We start from the raw sequence: 15,289 nt of genomic DNA on the forward strand, positions 1-15,289 counted from the left end.
GGCGTCTTGGTCCGCCGGCGGAGCTAAAATTTTTTTGAAAAAAATAACGTTGGTTGGCTTGGTAGTATCAGGCGATCTTTGATCGATATCTTTGTTCCAGCTCGTTTTGGCCTTCCTATTGACGATAAGACTTCCAACTCCCGTGCCTGCGCGAGTTCCGACAACACCTCAAATATGTCTTCGTTGGTTCCTGCAGTTCGATTCCCGATTTCAGCAAGTAAGCGGCCAATCTCCAACTGACCACCATGCATTATACGGTGAATCTCGGACGGTAGAGCGTTGATCAGTTCTCGACTGAGCTTGGTCCTGTCGATTTCTGAAAAACTGAAAAACGAATCACAGCTTTCTTTCAATCGGGCGTCGTATCCGAGGTTGAACAGCCCGCCAGGACCGGCATGAGTAAAGCTGTTTTGCTTTTGCCAATGAACTCCAAGCATTTTGTCGCGTGCTGCCTGATGTTGCGATAGGTGCGCTAGCATCATCCAGCGGTTGTCTGTGCGAGACCAGAGCATGAATGGCGTGAAGAATTTGGCGCCGCTATTAGCATGTATGTGTGCCATCAGCGCGCGCTGCGTGAGGGCCCGTCCCATTTTCTCGTCCTTGCGCTGTTTCCAGTCAGAAATGAAACGCGCGTCGACTCCAAATTGTCGATAAAGCTCCAATTCTGCCGAGGCGTCTTGGAGGTAGTTGAGCAGGCTATCTATGGCGAAGTTAAGTACGACTTCAGAACGGTCTAGCGAATTGAAAATGGTCCGGATCGCCGACATCGGCACGTCGGAATAACCAAATTGGTCTAAGAAAAAGATCGAGCGGCCCTTTATTTGTGTTTTCGTGATCTTCTGTAAAATAGCTGGCAGATGATCAACGAAAGTTCCGTGGTATATGGTGATACGTGGATCATCTTCGGCGTAATCACGACTTTTTAGTTCACGACGGAGCGCCGCAACGTGCTCAAATTCATCGTCGACGAATATAAACCGGGCATTGATTTTCAGCGGCTTCTCGCGACGCTCATTCAGTCGCACTGCCGCCTGCTCGACTGCGCTCAATAGGACCAATGGGCTGCCCGAGCGTGTTTCGGCTCCGTCAGCATATGCCCCTCCACCACTGAAGCCATCGACTAACGTTATGTTCAGCCGGTCTTGCGCCGGGTTACGAACAACCGTGTCAAAATATATGTCCAGATAGCTCTTAAGAACCTCCAGTTTCCGTTTTGTGTGGTCTTCGATGTGGGGCAGCCTCCCATCAGGCCCCCAGATGAAATTCTTCGCCATTTGCCCCCTGACTCTTTAATTCCGCCATGATCGCTTCAGGAACGATCTGCCATGGAAACCCGTTCCACTCTTCACCTTCGAGCAGACGCCCACCGGATTTCGGCCGAGCCCCACCCCACTGTTTGAAGAAAAACGCCACTTGGTATTCCTCGCATGCACGACGCAACTCGGTTGCCCACGCGGCCTCCATCGGTCGCGCTCTCGGTCCGCTCTCACCGCCGACAATCGCCCAGGCGATGCCGTTGAGGTCGACGCTACCAATCGGACCAAGGAGCGGCTCGAAGGAAATGAATCGCGCATCTGAATTGATCTGCTGCAGGTGGTTGATCCGTCCCTTGTGTGCCGTGTCCTCGACGGATACGCCTAGCCAGATATGGGAAGGCACCCGCTCGCCCGAGTAACGCTTCTGGACGTATTTTCGCATGAGTGAAGAGCGCTTTGTTAAAACCTGATAGACATGCCAATCAGCCTTTTCCATTGTATCAAACACGGCGTCTATGTGCGATTCAGGAATACTCTTATGGAACAAATCGCTCATAGAATTCACGAAGATCATTCGCGGTTTTTTCCAAAGAGCAGGCTGCGCAAGTCGCGACGGCCAAAGACGCAGATCGAAACCTTGCTCATAAGGATGCCCTTCAATACCGCGCCAACGCTCTGCAAACCGTTCCGCATAACAGTTGTCGCAGCCCGGACCGATCTTTGTGCAGCCGGTAACCGGATTCCAAGTCGCATCGGTCCATTCGATGTCGGATTTCTGCGCCATGCTTCTCGAGCCTTTTGAAGTCATATTAACTGTAGAGGTACAAACAGAGAACAATTAAATCTAACTGCTTATCAAATTGTGAAGTCAGTTTTGTTGTCCCTTGTAGCCTCTCAATTTTCTCGTTCTTTGCCGCGCAATCCGCTTTGCCGCTGCATCCGGCGATGGTAAATGGGCGCGCATGAGCACGCAGAAAATCTCCGACATCCGCAATTTCTCCATCGTGGCGCATATCGACCACGGCAAGTCGACGCTGGCCGACCGTCTGATCCAGATGACGGGCACGCTGACCGAGCGCGAGATGAAGGAGCAGGTGCTCGATTCGATGGACATCGAGCGCGAGCGCGGCATCACCATCAAGGCGCAGACCGTGCGCCTGATCTACAACGCCAAGGACGGCAAGCAGTACAAGCTGAACCTCATCGACACGCCGGGTCACGTCGACTTCGCCTATGAGGTCTCGCGCTCGCTGGCGGCCTGCGAGGGATCGCTGCTCGTCGTCGACGCCAGCCAGGGCGTCGAGGCGCAGACGCTCGCCAACGTCTATCAGGCCATCGACAACGATCACGAGATCGTGCCGGTGCTCAACAAGGTCGACCTGCCGGCGGCCGAGCCCGAGCGCGTCAAGGAGCAGATCGAGGACGTGATCGGCCTCGACGCATCCGACGCGGTGATGATCTCGGCCAAGACGGGCCTCGGCGTCGAGAACGTGCTGGAAGCCATCGTCAACCGCCTGCCGGCGCCGGAAGGCGATCCGGGCGCGCCGCTGAAGGCGCTGCTGGTCGACAGCTGGTACGACGCCTATCTCGGCGTGATGGTGCTGGTGCGGATCATCGACGGCTCGATGAAGAAGGGCCAGAAGGTCAAGATGATGGGCACGGGCGCGGCCTACGAGATCGACCGGGTCGGTGTCATGACGCCGAAGTTCCTGTCGGTCGACGGCCTCGGCCCCGGCGAGATCGGCGTCATCACCGCCTCGATCAAGGAAGTGGCGGACACGCGCGTCGGCGACACGATCACCGACGACCGCAAGCCCTGCGCGCAGGCGCTGCCCGGCTTCAAGCCGGCGCAGCCGGTGGTGTTCTGCGGTCTCTTCCCGGTCGATGCCAACGACTTCGAGGACCTGCGCGCGGCGATGGGCAAGCTGCGCCTGAACGATGCCAGCTTCTCGTTCGAGATGGAGACCTCGGCGGCGCTCGGCTTCGGCTTCCGCTGCGGCTTCCTTGGCCTGTTGCATCTGGAAATCGTCCAGGAGCGTCTGGAGCGCGAGTTCGACCTCGACCTGATCGCCACCGCGCCTTCGGTCGTCTATCGCATGCACCTGACCGACGGCACGCTGAAAGAGCTGCACAACCCGGCCGACATGCCGGACCCGGTGAAGATCGACATCATCGAGGAGCCGTGGATCCGCGCGACGATCATGACGCCGGACGAATATCTCGGCGCGATCCTGACGCTCTGCCAGGAGCGCCGCGGCGTGCAGGTCGACCTCAACTATGTCGGCAGCCGTGCCATGGTCACCTACGACCTGCCGCTGAACGAGGTGGTGTTCGATTTCTACGATCGGCTGAAGTCGATCTCGAAGGGCTACGCCTCCTTCGACTACCAGATCACCGACTACCGCGAGGGCGACCTCGTGCGCATGTCGATCCTGGTCAATGCCGAGCCGGTCGACGCGCTTTCGACGCTGGTTCACCGCTCGCAGGCCGAGCGGCGCGGCCGCGCCATGTGCGAGAAGCTCAAGGACCTGATCCCGCGGCACATGTTCAAGATCCCGATCCAGGCGGCCATCGGCGCCCGGGTCATCGCCCGCGAGACCATCGCGGCCCTTCGCAAGGACGTGACCGCCAAGTGCTATGGCGGCGACGCGACGCGCAAGCGCAAGCTTCTGGAAAAGCAGAAGGAAGGCAAGAAGCGCATGCGTCAGTTCGGCAAGGTGGAGATCCCGCAGGAAGCCTTCATCAAGGCCCTGAAGATGGATTCCTGATCCCGCGTCCCGTCGCCGCCTACTCGGCGGCGACGAGGGCCGGCTGCGCCCAGTTGCCGTCCTCGATCTCTGCGATCTGCTCGTCGATGCGCTGCAGCACGAAGCGCGAGAACGGGCCGAGGTGCACGTAGAGCGCCACCATCTGCAGCATCGGATTGAGCGCCCGCGGATTGTGCCGCAGCGTGTAGGCGATCATGCGCCACAGATGGCCGCGATGCTCGGGCTTGTGCAGGGTGATCGACCAGACCAGCCGGCCCAGCTTCTTCAGGTCGCTGAAAAGCCGCGCATTCATCACGTCGCCGTTCGGCCCGCTCATGTCGAGCATGGAGACCATCTTGCGCAGCCGGGCGAAATAGGCACCGGGCGAGTAGACCCGCTCGATGACGCGCCGGTAGTCGGCCAGGATTTGGGCGCGCGGGCGCAGGGTCTCGAAATTGAGCCCGGCCGTGCACTGGTCGCCCTTGATGTCTTCGGCATCGGCGATGTCGAACTCGGCATGCAGCCGCCCCTGGGCTGCCAAGCGCCGGGTGAGCTGGGTGTTCGGCAGGGCGTAGAGCAGGCCCGTCATCGCGACGGGAATGGCGGCCTCGTCGATCAGGCCGGCGATCTCGTCCGCCACCCGGTCGCTCTCCTCATCAAAGCCGACGATGAAGCCACCGATGACGAAGATGCCCGCTTCGTAGATCTTGTGCACGCTGGCGGCGATGTCGCGGCGCGTGTTCTGCTTCTTGCGGGTGGCGACCAGCACATCCGGGTCCGGGCTTTCGATGCCGACGAAGACGACGAAGAAGCCGGCCTGCTGCATCATCTTGAGCAGTTCGGTGTCGTCCGCCAGATTGAGCGAGGCCTCGGTGGACAGCTCGAACGGGCGTCCATGCGCCTCCTGCCAGGCGATGAGGTCCGGCAGGAACGCCTTCACCGCCTTCTTGTTGCCGATCAGGTTATCGTCGACGAAATCGACATGGCCGCGATAGCCGAGGTCGTAGAGTGCCTGCAGCTCCGCCAGGATCTGGGCGCTTCCCTTGGTGCGCGGCTTGCGGCCGTAGAGCTCGATGATGTCGCAGAATTCGCAGGTGAACGGACAGCCTCGCGAGAACTGCACATTGACCTGGACGTAGTCGGAAAACTTCAGCAGGTCGAAGCGCGGGACCGGTGTGGTGGTGACGTCGGCCTTGAACTTCTCGGCCTCGAAGGTGCCTTGCCGCTCGCCGCGTTCGAACGCCTCGATGAACGCGTCGAAGATGCCCTCGGCCTCGCCGATAACGCGAAAGTCCGCCGCGGCATAGTGTTCCGGGCTCGAGGTCACGTCCGGCCCGCCGACGACGACGGGAATGCCGGCCGCCTGGCACAGCGCGATGATCGCCAGCGTGTCGCGCTGCTGCGGCAGCATCCCGCCGGTGAAGACGACGTCGGCCCAGGCAAGGTCCTCGTCGCGCAGTTCCGTCGTGTTGCGGTCGACCAGCCGCGGCTCCCAGCTGTCCGGAAGCATGGCGGCAACGGTGATCAGGCCGAGCGGCGGGGCCGGGTACTTGGCGCCGACCAGCGCGCAGGTTTCCTGGTAATTCCAGAAAGAGCCGGCCTGAAAGCGCGGGTACAGCAGCAACACGTTGACGACCGATTGCGACATGGTTCTCTCAGCAAGATGTGGGCCCCGACCTGAAACCGAGAGTAGCAGACCTTTCGGGTCTTGGCTTGGTCCCGTCGGGCTCCCTTAACGGAAATTTGCTCCCGATCTTCGATGGTTTGCGGGGCGGGATTCTGTCCGACCTTGCAAAATGGAATTCGCTCACCATTTGTTAACAGTGCCTGTTCATCATTGATTGACGATCACGCGCGCCGAACGGTGTCGCAAGCCTGTCACCCTCGCATTGCAAAATGAGGGTCGGGTGTTTTCGAAAAAACGACCCGAGAAACGGCCCTGGCGCAATTCGTCATGTGACGGTGCGATACGTTCCGCACCGCGATGGACTTTTCGCAGCCCTGCAATTCGCGATGGCGAAAGCCGGGCGCGAGGCACTCGCACCGACCGGTGCAAGGGAAAACAAGAACGATAAGAAAGAGACTGACTATGGAACTTGGTAATGTGAAGTGGTTCGACATCACCGCCGGTATCGGCGAGATCGAGCCGAACGAAGGCGACTATGTTCACGTGGACATGGCGGCGCTGCGCAAGTCGGGTGTTCCGAGCCTGCGCGAAGGCCAGCTCGTTGTCTACGACCTCGCCTATCTGCGCGGCCATACGGTCGCCGAGAACCTGCGCGTCCTGTAACGCGCCGGCCGGGATGACCCGGCCGAAGCCGACCCTTCATGCAATCTCCTGCATGATGCGCGAAGCGCCGATGCCCGGACAAGGCACGGCGCTTTTTGCGTTCTTGGGGGCGCTTCCCTCTCAGGTGCGCGACAGGCGCCGCAGCCGCAGCATGGCGATCAGACCGGCAGCCGGCCCGAGCGCCAGCAGGGCCAGCAGCACCGGCCAGCCCGACTGGTCGGCGACGAGCGGGGCGGCCTGCACCGTGACGAAGGTCAGCGCGAAGCCGATGGCCGTCTGCAGCGTCATCAGGCTGCCGGCCTGTTCCGGCGGGGCGAAATCGGCGACAAGTGCGGAGAACTGCGGCGAATCCGGCACGATGGAGGCACCCCAGAGCAGGAAGATCGCCGCCAGCAGCCAGACCGGGCCGCCGAAGCAAAGGGCCGCCGCGAGGGCGCTGGCGAAACTGACCGCAAGCGCGATGATCGCCACCGTGTCCTTGCCGATACGGTCGGCGAACCAGCCGCCGGCAATGCAGCCGAGACCGCCGAGCGCAATGGCCAGGAAGGTGACGATGCGGGCGAGCGCCAGCCCTTCGCCTTCGCCGAGCACGGGAACGAACGCGGCCGCCATTGCCACTCCGGCCCAGGTCCACATGGCATAGAGCTCCCACATGTGGCCGAAATAGCCGGCATAGGCGAGGCGGATGCGCCGGTCCGTCCAGGCGCGGCGGATCACCGCCGGATCGAAGCGCGGCGAGGTCGCGTGATGCGGCCCGAGGCGCACGGCAAGGGCAAGGCCGGCAGCGGCGAGCGAGGCGGCAGAGGCGATCGTCACGGTTGCCCGCCAGTCGGCGCCGCCGCCGAGCGCGATCACATGCGGCAGGGCCGAGCCGAGCGTCACGGCGCCGACCAGCAGGCCGACGAGAAAGCCGCGATCCTTCACTCCCCAGCCTACGGCGATCTTCATGCCGACCGGGTAGACGCCGGCAAGCAGGGCGCCCGTGGCGACCCGTGCCAGGATCGCTCCGGTTCCGCCGATGGGCAGGAACAGCAGCGCCCCGTTGACCAGCGCGGCAAGGGCCGCACAGGCGGCGAAGAGCCGGCCGGGATGCAGCCGGTCCGGCAAGCCGAGAACGGCGGAGGCGAGGGCGCCGATCACGAAGCCGACCTGTACGGCGCTCGACAGCAAGGCCTGGCGCACCGGCGCGATCGGATGCTCCGCCAGCATCTCCGGCAGTATCGCGGCAGAGACGAACCACAGCGACAGTGCCGCGATGACCGCAAGGGTCAGGAGGGAGAGCGAGCGTGTCTTGGGCGCAAGGAGCATGGCGGGGAACATGTCGGGGCGGCGGTTCGGAAGGCTTGCCGGCGATCCGGCCGGGCGGCAGTCTGGCGAGCGTATCAGCGCCCGGACCTGGCGTCGATTCTCCCGGAAGGGGAGGGCGCGTGCGTGCAGGGCCGGAAGTGTCTTCGCCTGTCGGGTTTTTGTTTCGTTTGGCTGTCGATTTGCGCAATAAGGAAAGAAAGCGAACATTCGGAGGAAGCGTGTGAGCGGCGCATACATACTCGCAATCGATCAGGGCACCACGTCGAGCCGGGCGATTGTCTTCGATGGCGCATTCCGGTCGGTTGCCGTCGGGCAGCAGGAATTCGCCCAGCATTTTCCGCATTCCGGCTGGGTGGAGCATGAGCCGGAGGACCTGTGGAACTCAACGCTGGCGGTGTGCCGCGAGGCGCTGGCCGGGATCGAGGGCGGCGCCTCGGCGATTGCAGGCGTCGGCATCACCAACCAGCGCGAGACGACGCTGGTGTGGAGCCGCAAGACGGGCGAGGCAGTGTGCCGCGCCATCGTCTGGCAGGACCGCCGCACGGCCGAGACCTGCGCTGCGCTGAAGCGCGAGGGGCACGAGGAGCTGTTCACCCGCAAGACGGGCCTTTTGCTCGATCCCTATTTCTCTGGCACCAAACTGGCCTGGATCCTCGACAATGTGGAGGGTGCGCGGGAACGCGCGGAAAGCGGCGAGCTGCTGTTCGGCACGGTCGACAGCTGGCTGATCTGGAAGCTGACGGGCGGCCGGGCGCATGTGACCGACGCGACCAACGCCTCGCGCACGCTGCTCTACAACATCGACGAGAACTGCTGGGACGAGGAGCTTTGCGGGTTGCTCGGCGTGCCGATGTCGATGCTGCCGGAGGTGAAGGACAGCGCGGACACGTTCGGCACGGTCGATCCGGAGCATTTCGGCGCGGAGCTGAAGATCCTCGGCGTTGCCGGCGACCAGCAGGCGGCGACCGTCGGACAGGCCTGCTTCCGGCCCGGCATGATCAAGTCGACCTATGGCACGGGCTGTTTCGCCTTGCTCAACACCGGCGAGACCCGCGTCGCCTCGCAGAACCGGCTGTTGTCGACCATCGCCTATCGTCTCGACGGGCAGACCACCTACGCGCTGGAAGGTTCGATCTTCGTTGCCGGCAGCGCCGTGCAATGGCTGCGCGACGGGCTCGGCATCATCGAGGCGGCGGCCGAGAGCCAGAAGCTGGCAGAAGCCTCCGACCCGGCGAACCGTCTCTATCTCGTGCCGGCCTTCGTCGGGCTCGGCGCGCCCTATTGGGATCCGGATGCGCGCGGGGCGATCTTCGGCCTGACCCGGGCCAGCGGCCCGGCAGACTTCTGCCGCGCGGCGCTGGAGAGTGTCGGCTACCAGACCCTGGACCTCATCGAGGCGATGCGGGCCGATGCGGCGGACATGGACACCGACGACATCGTGCTGCGCGTCGATGGCGGCATGACGGCCTCGGACTGGACGATGCAGTTCCTCTCCGATCTTCTTGCCGCGCCGGTCGACCGGCCGCAGGTGCTGGAGACGACCGCGCTGGGCGCGGCCTGGCTGGCCGGATACAAGGCCGGCGTGTGGCCGGGAATGGAGGAATTCTCCGGCTCCTGGCACCTGGATCGCCGCTTCGAGCCGCAGATGGCGGAGAGCGAGCGGACAAAGCTCCATGCCGGCTGGCAGGACGCGGTCCGCAGGACCCGCAGCGCCTGACGCGAGGCTGGTCGCCAAGCCCGAGAACCGACAGGAAACGACGCGCAGTCCCTTGGGCTGCGCGTTTTTCGTTCTGCGCAATTCCGTCATGGTCATTTTCGTTGACGGACCCGGGCGATCCGATATCTTGACTGAAGCAACATGATCAGGAGATCGGCAACATGTCGGGCTCTGCCGTACGCGACGAGGACGTCGCTGCCGTCCGTCAGTTCAATCGCTTCCACACGAGGCTGGTCGGTGCGCTGAACGAGCGCATGCTCGCCACCGACTATACGCTTGCCCAGGTGCGCATTCTCTATGAGCTCGCCAATGTCCGCCCCGACGCGCTGCCTTCGGCGCGGGAGCTGGGCGACGTGCTGCAGATGGATGCCGGCTATCTCAGCCGGCTGCTGTCGGGGCTGGAGAGCGACGGGCTGCTGGTCCGCACGCCTTCGCCGGAGAACGCCAAGCGGCTGGCGCTGGCCTTGAGCGATCGCGGGCGCGAGGTCTATGCCGGGCTCAACGAGGCATCGGCTCGCGAGGTCGGGGCGCTGCTGGCGCCGCTGTCGCAGGACGAGCGCGGCCAGGTCACCGGTGCGATGGCGCGCATCCGCCGGCTGCTGGGCGACACGCCGGACACCCGCACCTTCATCCTGCGCGATCCGCGCCCCGGCGATCTCGGCTTCGTCGTCCATCGGCAGGCGGCCCTTTACGCGCAGGAATACAGCTTCGATTGGACTTTCGAGGGGCTGGTCTCGGAAATCGTCGGCAAGTTCATCGCGGAGTTCGATCCGGCGCGTGAGCGCTGCTGGATCGCTGAGATGGAAGGCGAGGTCGTCGGCTCGGTCTTCGTCGTGCGGCAGGACGAGGAGGTCGCCAAGCTGCGCATGCTCTATGTCGACCCGGCTGCGCGCGGGCGCGGGCTCGGCCGCGCGCTCGTCGACGAGTGCCTGCGCTTCGCGCGCGGTGCCGGCTACCGGCGCATGGTGCTCTGGACCAACGACATCCTGGTGTCCGCGCGGCGCATCTACGAGGCGGCCGGGTTCGAACTGCTGGAGGAGGAACGCCACCACAGCTTCGGCCAGGATCTCGTTGGCCAGATCTGGGGACGCAATCTGTGAACGGGCCGCTCCTCGCTTCGATTTTCACCGGCCTGCAGGTTGGTGCAAGCCTTGTGGCCACCGAGGCGGCGGTCGCCGAGGTCGGTGCCGGGCGGCTCGGCTTCCTGCGCTATGCCATCGCCCTGCTGATCCTGGTGCCGGTCGCGTTTCTGTCCTCCGGCAGGCCCGTCCCGCGGCGCGATATACTGCCCGTCGCCCTGATCGGCATCGGCCAGTTCGGCGTGCTGGTGGCCCTGCTGAATGTCGCGGTGCTGCATACCGCCTCGCCGCGGGTGGCGCTGGTGTTCGCGACCCTGCCCATTGTCACGCTGGCGCTGGGCCTGCGCTTTGCCGCCGGACGCGTGTCGCCGCTGGAGCTTGCCTCCATCGTCATGTCGGTGATCGGCGTCGTTTTCCTGCTGGCGGGCGAGGCCCTGACTGGCCGCATGCTCGCCTCCGACTGGATCGGCGTCGGCTGCGCGGCGCTGGCGACGCTGACCGGCGCCCTGTGCTCCCATCTCTACCGGCCGTATCTGCAGCGCTGCGGCGTCGCCAAGGTCAGCGTCATCGCCATGCTCGCCTCGCTGGTGCCGCTCGGTGTCATGGCGCTTGTCGAAGGGCAGGGCCTGCCGATGGCCGACTGGTCGCGGCAGACGCTGGTTCTGGTCGGGTTCGTCGGCCTGTCGAGCGGCGTCGGCTTCCTGCTCTGGCTCTATGCGCTGAGCCGGTTGCAGGCCGCGGTGGTGACCGCCTTTCTCGGCCTCAGTCCGGTGACGGCGGTGATCCTGTCGGTGCTGTTCCTGGGGGCGTCGCCGACGCTGACGCTGGCCGTGGCGATGGTGCTGGTGGTCGGCAGCCTCGCCGCGACCGCCTTCGCGCAGCGCCGCGGGCGAAAGATGCCGCCCCTGCCGGCGGGAGGCGGTGGCGGTTAGCGGAGGCAGACGGCGCCGCTGGCGAGATTGTGAAGTCCTGCCGATTGTTTGGCCTTTCGGCTCCGCCGCGGGCCGTGTTTGACTGAAGGTCCCGGACGTTCAGGAGACACGGCCATGCGCGCATTCGCCTGCCTTGCCCTTTCCCTCCTCGTGGCGCTCGCCGCGCCGGTCCACCGGGCGGGGGCCGAGGAGCTCGACCTGGAACTGGTGCTGCTCGCCGATTCCACCGGCTCCATCGACGATGCGGAAATCCGGTTCCAGCGGCAGGGCTATGCCGATGCGATCACCGATCCGATGGTCCTCTCAGCGATTCTCGACAATGTCTACGGCAAGATCGCGGTGACCTATGTCGAATGGGGCAACGACGTCTCGCAGGACGTGGTGGTCGAGTGGATGGTGATCGACGGGCCGCAGGCGGCGCAGGACTTTGCGCAGAAGCTGATGGCCGCGCCGCGGCGCGCCTTCGGCCGCAATGCCATCGGTTCTGCCCTGCTGAAGGGCAAGCAGCTGATCGAGGACAACGACTACACGGGCCTGCGCCGGGTGATCGATGTCTCCGCCGACAGCGCCAACAGCTGGAGCGGGCCGCCGCTGGAGACGGCACGGGCCGAGGTGGTTGCCTCGGGCATCGTCATCAACGGCCTCGCCGTGCTGTGCCGCCACTGTTCCGGCCGGCCGGTCTATTACGACCTCGAGGCCGCCTTCGCCGAGCGCATCATCGGCGGGCCGGGGTCCTTTGTCGTCTCCGCCGATTCCACCGCAACCTTCGCCGATGCGGTCCGCAAGAAGCTCATCCTGGAAATCGCCGCCATCCCGCCGCGGCGCAATCTCGCGGCGCTCGAGGGACCGAAGGTGCTGTTCGGCGCGGCGGGTGAGACGGCGGTGGACTGACCCGGCGGCTCAGCGCCAGCCGTCGCGATGAAGGGCGGTCAGCGCGGTCCGGTAGTCGGGATAGCGGAACGTGTAGCCAAGCTCCCGCTTCACGCGCTCATTGGAGACGCGCTTGTTCTCGCCATAGAAGGAGCGGGCCATCGGCGACAGCTCGGCGGTCTCGAAATCCTGCTCCGGCGGCGGCGCAACGCCCAACAGCTCCGCCGCATAGGAAACAACGTCCTGCGGCGGCGCCGGCTCATCGTCGGTGACGTTGAAGATCCGCGTCACTGGAGCCCCATCAACGGCCGCTTCCAGCGCACCGGCAATGTCTTCCACATGGATCCGGTTGAACACCTGGCCCGGCTTGATCAGCCGGCGGGCAGTGCCCTTCTCGAAGTTCATGAAGGCATTGCGGCCCGGACCGTAAATGCCAGACAGGCGGAAGATCTGGACCGGAACATCGTGGTCCGCTGCAAAGGCGAGCCAGGCCTCTTCCGCCTCGACCCGCTGGCGGGAGCGCCGCGACACGGGCCGGCACGGCGTTTCCTCGTCGACCCAACCCCCGTCGTGGTTGCCATAGACGCCGACGGTGGAAAGGTAACCCACCCAGTTCGGGCGCGCGGCGGCAAGGTCGGCGGCGTGATGGGCAAGCACCGGATCGCCGGTCTCGCCCGGCGCGATGGAGACGAGCACATGGGTGGCATCGGCAAGCGCCGCGCGCACTGCTTCGCTGGGCGCGGTGCCGTCGAAAAGGACGGGCACAATCCCGCGCTCGGCAAGCCGTGCGGCCTTCTCCTCGCTGCGCGTGGTCGCCGTGATCGTCTCGCAGCGGCTGGAGATGCGCCGGACGAAAGCATCAGCCGAATAGCCGAGACCGAAGACGAAAAGGCGCATGGAGCTTGCTCCCGAAAGGATCTGGTCAAGTGAGCGACAGGTCGCCGCGGCGGATCTCGTAGAGCATCACGGCAGTCGCGACCGCCAGATTGAGGCTGTCGGCCTGGCCTGCCTGCGGGATGCGGGCGAGCGCGCTGCAGGCCTCCGCCATCTCCTGCGGCAGGCCGGACTGCTCGTTGCCCATCAGCAGCAGCGACGGGCGGCGATAGTCGATGGTGCGGTAGTCGGACGAGCCCTTGAGGTGGGTGCCGACGACCGTGCCCGGCCAGCGTGCGGCGATCTCGCGAAAGCCCTCGCGGGTGAGGCGGGCCAGCGGCACATGGAACAGCGATCCCATGGTGGCGCGCACCGCCTCGACGGCGAAGGGATCCGTGGTGTCGCCGACCAGGATGACACCGGATGCCCCGACCGCGTCGGCCGTGCGGATGATGGTGCCGAGATTGCCAGGGTCGCGCACCTGGTCGAGCGCCACCCACACGCCCTGCGGCGCGGCGGCGAAGGCCTTCTCCAGCGCGGAAGCGGAGAGCAGGCGCTGCCCGTATACGCCGACGACCATCTGCGGATTGTCTCGCCGGGTCATTGCGGCCAGTACGGCGGTGGAGACCTCCAGGATCGTGGCGCCGCGCGCCCGTGCGGTCGCTGCGACCTCGCGCGCCGGGGCGCTGTCGCGCGCCTCCGGGCCGAGCACCAGCATGTCGACCTCCCAGCCGGCGGCCAGCGCGTCGGTGGCAAGCTTCAGCCCTTCGGCGACGAAGCGCCCGCTCTTCTGGCGGTGCTTTCGCTGGGCGATCAGCGCCTTGATGTCCTTGACCAGCGGATTGGAGAAGGAGGTGACCTGCTTGACCTGACCGGGACGCGGGAGGTTCGTGCTCATGAGGCGCTCCAGCGGCTGTAGAGCGAGGTGGAGAGCGCGCGGCTGCCGCCTTCCTCGCGCAGCACCAGCTCGCCGGAAGCAAGCACGCCGCCGCGCTGCGACAGGGTTTCGGCCATCAGCTCGTGCAGCGACAGGAAGCTCGCCCTGATCGCATAGGCCGTCAGCACCAGGAAGTCGGCTTCCGGCGACAGGATTTCCTCGATCATCGGCATCAAGGCGGGCAGGCTTTCGTAGAGGTCCCAGACCTCGCCCTTCGGGCCGCGGCCGTATTTCGGCGGATCGAGCAGGATGCCGTCGTAGCGGTTGCCGCGCTTGACCTCGCGGGCGACGAATTTCACCGCATCCTCGCAGATCCAGCGCACCGGCAACTCGTCGAGCCCGGACATCGCCTGGTTCTCGCGCGCCCAGCCGATCGCCTTCTTGGAGGCATCGATATGGGTGACCTCGGCGCCGGCGGCGGCCGGCACCAGCGAGGCAAGGCCGGTATAGCCGAACAGGTTGAGGATGCGCATCGGTTTGCCGCCGGCCGCCTTGCGGGCGGCCACCCGCTCGGCCATCCACTGCCAGTGGGCGGCCTGCTCGGGAAACACGCCGACATGGCGGAACGACATGAACCGGCCGAGGAAGCGGACGTCGTGAAACCGCATCGGCCAGGTCTCGGGCAGGTCGCGATTGAGCCGCCAGCGGCCCGGGCCGTCGTCCTCGTCATTGCCGGTAAACACGGCATCGGCCGACAGCCAGCGCTTTTCCGGCAGGCGCGGCGCGCCCATCGCCTGGGGCTCCGGCCGGTCGACGACGATGCGCCCGTAGCGCTCCAGCTTGCGTCCGTGGCCGAAGTCGAGCAGCGCGTAGTCCTCCCAGCCGCGTGTTTCCAGCATCAGCGGCCAGCATGCGGCCGGCGGCTTGCCGGCAGGGGCGGGAGCGGGATCGGAGCCGGGCATGGCGGAGCGAGCGGACACGGGAACGAACTGCCTTTTCGTGCGGCCCGGCGTCGGGCCGGGCAAGATCTGGCGCCCACCGTCGCGCAGGTGCCGTTTCCGTTGGCCTTAGGGCGGTTCATGGCGCGGGTCAATCTCCTCGCGCCGCCCGTGCGCTGCTGCGCTGCACCAAAGAGAAGTTTGTAGCTGATTTTCTTTCAAGCACTTGAAAGGTGTGACCGGCTTGGCCAAGCTTAGGGAAAGGGTCGGCGTTCCGCAGGGCGCGCGCCGAAGAGAGGGATTGGCGTTTCCATGGATTTGTTTGGTGAGTATCGGATTTTGGCTGGTCGCGGGGCGGTTTGGGCCGCTCTGAACGATGCGGATGTTCTGCGTCGTTGCATT

General features: G+C 64.8%; 14 protein-coding genes. 6 read left to right on the top strand and 8 right to left on the bottom strand.

Going from position 1 to position 15,289, the window contains the following annotated elements:
* Window positions 1-23: 23 nt before the first annotated feature.
* Together BBX35_RS23140 and BBX35_RS20040 are read right to left on the bottom strand one after the other, a co-directional pair.
* On the bottom strand, window positions 24-1,274 hold the full coding sequence (locus tag BBX35_RS23140; protein WP_083206467.1) for a three-Cys-motif partner protein TcmP: 1,251 nt from the start codon (window positions 1,272-1,274) through the stop codon (window positions 24-26).
* Window positions 1,246-2,040: a DUF5131 family protein gene (locus BBX35_RS20040; RefSeq protein WP_067223878.1), complete on the bottom strand. Its 795-nt coding sequence runs from the start codon at window positions 2,038-2,040 to the stop codon at window positions 1,246-1,248. Before BBX35_RS20040 ends, BBX35_RS23140 begins: the two co-directional genes overlap by 29 nt.
* A 178-nt stretch (window positions 2,041-2,218) precedes the next feature.
* Here BBX35_RS20040 and lepA point away from each other — a divergent pair, with 178 nt between their 5' ends.
* Window positions 2,219-4,024 (top strand): translation elongation factor 4, encoded by a 1,806-nt coding sequence (lepA, locus tag BBX35_RS20045; protein WP_067223881.1) that lies wholly within the window; start codon window positions 2,219-2,221, stop codon window positions 4,022-4,024.
* A gap of 19 nt (window positions 4,025-4,043) precedes the next feature.
* On the opposite strand, the gene BBX35_RS20050 is transcribed toward lepA, so the two are convergent.
* Window positions 4,044-5,651 (bottom strand): B12-binding domain-containing radical SAM protein, encoded by a 1,608-nt coding sequence (locus tag BBX35_RS20050; protein WP_067223884.1) that lies wholly within the window; start codon window positions 5,649-5,651, stop codon window positions 4,044-4,046.
* A 441-nt stretch (window positions 5,652-6,092) separates the two neighbouring features.
* Between BBX35_RS20050 and BBX35_RS20055 the strand changes: the two genes are divergently transcribed.
* Window positions 6,093-6,293 carry a cold-shock protein gene (locus BBX35_RS20055; protein ID WP_067223886.1) on the top strand — a complete coding sequence of 67 codons (201 nt, stop codon included), beginning with the start codon at window positions 6,093-6,095 and terminating at the stop codon, window positions 6,291-6,293.
* A gap of 120 nt (window positions 6,294-6,413) precedes the next feature.
* Here BBX35_RS20055 and BBX35_RS20060 read toward each other — a convergent pair whose 3' ends face one another.
* Entirely contained in the window at window positions 6,414-7,601 is a 1,188-nt protein-coding gene (locus BBX35_RS20060; protein ID WP_083206484.1) for an MFS transporter, read from the bottom strand.
* A gap of 220 nt (window positions 7,602-7,821) precedes the next feature.
* On the opposite strand from BBX35_RS20060, the gene glpK reads away from it, so the two are divergent.
* From glpK to BBX35_RS20080, 4 genes are all read left to right on the top strand, one after another.
* Window positions 7,822-9,318 carry a glycerol kinase GlpK gene (gene glpK / locus BBX35_RS20065; protein ID WP_067223892.1) on the top strand — a complete coding sequence of 499 codons (1,497 nt, stop codon included), beginning with the start codon at window positions 7,822-7,824 and terminating at the stop codon, window positions 9,316-9,318.
* Between the two features lie 161 nt (window positions 9,319-9,479).
* Window positions 9,480-10,418 (top strand): bifunctional helix-turn-helix transcriptional regulator/GNAT family N-acetyltransferase, encoded by a 939-nt coding sequence (locus BBX35_RS20070; RefSeq protein WP_067223895.1) that lies wholly within the window; start codon window positions 9,480-9,482, stop codon window positions 10,416-10,418.
* Window positions 10,415-11,329 (top strand): DMT family transporter, encoded by a 915-nt coding sequence (locus BBX35_RS20075; RefSeq protein ID WP_067223898.1) that lies wholly within the window; start codon window positions 10,415-10,417, stop codon window positions 11,327-11,329. Before BBX35_RS20070 ends, BBX35_RS20075 begins: the two co-directional genes overlap by 4 nt.
* Before the next feature lie 114 nt (window positions 11,330-11,443).
* Complete coding sequence (locus tag BBX35_RS20080; RefSeq protein WP_067223901.1) at window positions 11,444-12,220, top strand: DUF1194 domain-containing protein; 777 nt, start codon at window positions 11,444-11,446, stop codon at window positions 12,218-12,220.
* 9 nt (window positions 12,221-12,229) lie between these two features.
* Here BBX35_RS20080 and BBX35_RS20085 read toward each other — a convergent pair whose 3' ends face one another.
* From BBX35_RS20085 to BBX35_RS24095, 4 genes are all read right to left on the bottom strand, one after another.
* Window positions 12,230-13,096 (bottom strand): SDR family oxidoreductase, encoded by an 867-nt coding sequence (locus BBX35_RS20085; protein WP_067223904.1) that lies wholly within the window; start codon window positions 13,094-13,096, stop codon window positions 12,230-12,232.
* Window positions 13,097-13,121: 25 nt separating this feature from the next.
* Entirely contained in the window at window positions 13,122-13,970 is an 849-nt protein-coding gene (locus BBX35_RS20090; protein WP_067223907.1) for a TrmH family RNA methyltransferase, read from the bottom strand.
* Window positions 13,967-14,911 (bottom strand): class I SAM-dependent methyltransferase, encoded by a 945-nt coding sequence (locus tag BBX35_RS20095; protein WP_067223909.1) that lies wholly within the window; start codon window positions 14,909-14,911, stop codon window positions 13,967-13,969. The genes BBX35_RS20090 and BBX35_RS20095 overlap by 4 nt, the downstream gene beginning before the upstream one ends.
* A gap of 105 nt (window positions 14,912-15,016) precedes the next feature.
* Window positions 15,017-15,289 (bottom strand): hypothetical protein (locus BBX35_RS24095; RefSeq protein ID WP_208979888.1); only part of this gene is annotated, 273 nt, incomplete at its 5' end.

This window comes from Stappia indica, from assembly GCF_001696535.1.
Lineage (GTDB): Bacteria > Pseudomonadota > Alphaproteobacteria > Rhizobiales > Stappiaceae > Stappia > Stappia indica.

Bases quoted from the DNA above. Each gene is read 5' to 3' on its own strand.
- BBX35_RS20095 (WP_067223909.1), bottom strand. From the start codon at position 14,911: ATGCCCGGCTCCGATCCCGCTCCCGCCCCTGCCGGCAAGCCGCCGGCC.
- BBX35_RS20090 (WP_067223907.1), bottom strand. From the start codon at position 13,970: ATGAGCACGAACCTCCCGCGTCCCGGTCAGGTCAAGCAGGTCACCTCC.
- BBX35_RS20055 (WP_067223886.1), top strand. From the start codon at position 6,093: ATGGAACTTGGTAATGTGAAGTGGTTCGACATCACCGCCGGTATCGGC.
- BBX35_RS23140 (WP_083206467.1), bottom strand. From the start codon at position 1,274: ATGGCGAAGAATTTCATCTGGGGGCCTGATGGGAGGCTGCCCCACATC.
- BBX35_RS20040 (WP_067223878.1), bottom strand. From the start codon at position 2,040: ATGGCGCAGAAATCCGACATCGAATGGACCGATGCGACTTGGAATCCG.
- BBX35_RS20080 (WP_067223901.1), top strand. From the start codon at position 11,444: ATGCGCGCATTCGCCTGCCTTGCCCTTTCCCTCCTCGTGGCGCTCGCC.
- BBX35_RS20085 (WP_067223904.1), bottom strand. From the start codon at position 13,096: ATGCGCCTTTTCGTCTTCGGTCTCGGCTATTCGGCTGATGCTTTCGTC.
- lepA (WP_067223881.1), top strand. From the start codon at position 2,219: ATGAGCACGCAGAAAATCTCCGACATCCGCAATTTCTCCATCGTGGCG.
- BBX35_RS20070 (WP_067223895.1), top strand. From the start codon at position 9,480: ATGTCGGGCTCTGCCGTACGCGACGAGGACGTCGCTGCCGTCCGTCAG.
- BBX35_RS20050 (WP_067223884.1), bottom strand. From the start codon at position 5,651: ATGTCGCAATCGGTCGTCAACGTGTTGCTGCTGTACCCGCGCTTTCAG.
- BBX35_RS20060 (WP_083206484.1), bottom strand. From the start codon at position 7,601: ATGCTCCTTGCGCCCAAGACACGCTCGCTCTCCCTCCTGACCCTTGCG.